The sequence below is a fragment of the Methanospirillum sp. genome, assembly GCF_035406105.1.
Lineage (GTDB): Archaea > Halobacteriota > Methanomicrobia > Methanomicrobiales > Methanospirillaceae > Methanospirillum.
Genome location: NZ_DAONKG010000246.1, coordinates 1 through 3292 on the forward strand (window position 1 = coordinate 1; position 3292 = coordinate 3292).

Consider the following 3292-nt stretch of genomic DNA (forward strand, 5'->3'; position numbering starts at 1 on the left):
TTTATATCCTCAGCCCCCTGGTATGTCTGATCATAAATCCAGACGGAAGAGACATCGTTCCATATCCGGCCGTACCAGCGTGCAAGACGTGGATACTTTGATAATCCCTGCTTTTTAAAGAACTCCTGCATATTTATGCCGATTTCCAGGATATATTCATGATCCCGTGTCGGAATGTATGCATATTTCCGTTCTTCGCCCAGTTTGGTCCCGGTCACGATGGCATCATATGCTACCGTGTCACCAAGCCGGATGTCATTGAGTCGTTTTAAGAATTTTGGAGCATAAGAGAAGTTCAGCCCGATATCAGGTTCAAAGGTTGAGGCGATTATGACTCCGGAAGCATTGAAGATATACAGATCGATTGGAAGATCAAAATAGATGCTGATGTCCTTTCGGATTGATTCAAGATCAGTATCTTCCGGCCGGCTCCCCTGTTCATGATAGAGATCCTGAAACCGCTGTAATGCAATCTTGAGTGGCTGATTATAGGCATTATCATAGAAAGAGAAACTCTGATCCGCCAGCTGGATGGCGTTTATTAATGATTCCTCTCCATATTGCTGCGAGATTAAAAATTCGGATTTGATAGATTCTTTTTCAATATGATAGAGGTACGTAAACAGAATGCCAGTACTTATGCTTCCGACGATAATGAAAATCAGCATGATATGGTACGAGAGAGAATATTTTCCAAATTGATACTGATTTTTTCCGATCCTGCTCATGTTTTTTCCAGAAGGTATCTTACCATGATAATTGAATTACCAATATTGCATTGCGATCAGCATAAAGGGATATTCTTTTGATATGAGGAACCGTTGTTTCTACCAGAATCATTCAAATCATACCGGTAAGAGAATGGTATGATAGGACAAAGAGCCGAAATTCATTTCTCAATTATGTTTCGACACATTCTGATGAGATACGGTATCCGCCATGAGGAATAAGCATCTCAAATCGCGCCCCTTTTTTGAAGAGTCCGGTTTCTCTGATATGTATCGAAGTGATTTTTAGTATCTCTGATATGAGATATAATCCATAACCGGTATTTTTCCCATATCCATAGTTAAAGATAATCTCTTTCTCTTCCGGGGGTATACCAACACCATCATCCTCCCATGCAATAATGAGCCCCTGCTCAGTACAGTGTGATGACACGGTAATCACCGAAACGTGCCCGCCATGATATTTTGTATTGCCCAGGAGATTAAAAAAGACCTTTTCAATCATCGGGTCAGCATAGATCTCAAGTGATGGCGAAACGGTACAGATAAGGTGGAGATCTTCAAACGGTAATTTTGCCAGGATATCACTGATGGAAAACCAGTCCGGTTCAGATATCCCCACCTTCTCGTATTCCCGTGAAAAGGTAATCTGTTGCTCAATAGAGCTGGCGATGGTCTGCATTTTTTTCACAAAAACTGCTGTCTCATGCGGCTCACACTCCTCCATGAGCGAGAGAAAACCCTGCATTGCACTCAGAGAGTTGGTGATATCATGACGGGTTATGGAACTAAGGAGACTGAGTTTGGTATGTGCTGTCCGAAGTCGTGTCTCACTGAGCCTGAGTGCCTCTTCCGCTTCTTTCTGACGGGTAATATCAGCCATTATTCCCATGAGCCGGGATGAATCATGAGCATCAGACACCGAAACCTTGTCTTCAACCCAGACATAATGACCATCAGCATGCATGAACCGGTATATCACAACTCCTCCCTGTGAATTCGTATGGACATACTCAAATGCGTTCAGTGCCGTCTGTCTATCTTCCGGATGGACGAGGGAGAGCCATTGATAAAATCCCTGGCATATCTGATCATGCGAATACCCAAACACATCTTTGACATTCTCACTCATGATGATGGTATCATGCTCCATGTCATAATCATACACAACCAGGCCGGACGAGGTAGTGACCATTTTGTACCTGTTTCTCCACGCATCAGCTTCCTTTCTGGCTTTGTTGCGTTCCGTCACATCGTCTCCGATGCACATATACCCAATCAGTTTCCCATCTTCATCTCTCAGATCAGTGTTCATCACATCAATATCCCGAATCTCACCATTTCTTAAAAGCAGTTTCATCTCTTCATGTTGAGAGATGGTCCCTTTTTTCATGGCCTCCTGAAAGAAACGTTTTTTTAATTCTCTCAGATGCGCAGGGACAGCCATCTCAAAAAAATCCTGACCCATGAACTCTTCTCTACTCCAGCCGGTCAGACGAAGCAGATAATCATTACAAAATACCACCTTCCCATCATTATCCAGTTGAAAGGCGATGAGATTCATGGTCTGAAGTGTTTTGCGAAACCGCCGGTCACTCTCAACAAGACGCTTTTCAACCTCTTTTCTCTTGACCGCCTGACGTATTTTATGGGCAAGTTCGGCAAACTGGGAGGGTGCGTCAGTACCTTTCTGGAGGTAAAAATCAGCACCCTCATTGAGTGCCGTTATGACAACTTCTTCACGGCCCTTTCCGGTAAAGAGAATAAAAGGAATTCCTCCATACAGAGAACGTACCGCCTGGAGAAACTGGATACCATCCATGCCCGGCATCTGATAGTCAGCGATAATCGCATCATATGTCCGGTTTTTTAAAATTTCCAATGCATCACGAGCTGATGTAATGGTATCAACGGAAATATCCGGTTCATTATTCAGAAATTTTTTTGCAAGAAATAAAAAATCCGCCTCATCATCTACATAGAGGACAGAGATCATCATATGCCTATTTAGAACATGACATATGAGACGATAATAGTAGTGATTTCATCCCTGACCGATCGTGAAACGGACAGCACGTGTACTGATAGGGTGTGGGAAAAAGAGAGAAATGCTATCTGATGCCCTGGAACCGGTATATGACTGAAATGACAGCAGGCATAATAAATATGGCCCCGGTCAGGGAGAAGAAAACCGTGATAACCGTCGTTATTCCAAAATTAGCAACAATGTTAAACTCAGAGAGCATCAGGGCAGCAAAACCGAATACGGTAGTCAGACCGGATACGGTAATGGCAGTACCTATCTTCTGAACACTGACCTGTATCGCATCATAGAGAAAAAGACCCCGTGCCAGTTCTTCATTACATCGCTCCATGATCAGGATGGTATACTCTGATGCAACACCAATGGTCATGGATCCAAGAACGGCAGTCAGTGGGGTATATTCAAGACCTGAAAGATACATGATTGCCCCATTCCATCCAACGATGATCACGATTGGGATGAGGGGAAGGGCTGCGTTCAGACGACGATACACCAGGAGTAAAAACCCAAAGATGAATAC

3 protein-coding genes are annotated in these 3292 nt (G+C 43.5%); all 3 read right to left on the minus strand.

What is annotated here, in order from left to right; translation table 11 throughout:
• Positions 1 to 728 (minus strand): hypothetical protein (locus PLA23_RS11825; protein WP_324475307.1); only part of this gene is annotated, 728 nt, incomplete at its 3' end.
• 172 nt (positions 729 to 900) lie between these two features.
• Positions 901 to 2727 carry a hybrid sensor histidine kinase/response regulator gene (locus PLA23_RS11830; protein WP_324327706.1) on the minus strand — a complete coding sequence of 609 codons (1827 nt, stop codon included), beginning with the start codon at positions 2725 to 2727 and terminating at the stop codon, positions 901 to 903.
• Between the two features lie 112 nt (positions 2728 to 2839).
• Positions 2840 to 3292 (minus strand): MMPL family transporter (locus PLA23_RS11835; protein ID WP_324475308.1); only part of this gene is annotated, 453 nt, incomplete at its 5' end.

Bases quoted from the DNA above. Each gene is read 5' to 3' on its own strand.
- PLA23_RS11830 (WP_324327706.1), bottom strand. From the start codon at position 2,727: ATGATGATCTCTGTCCTCTATGTAGATGATGAGGCGGATTTTTTATTT.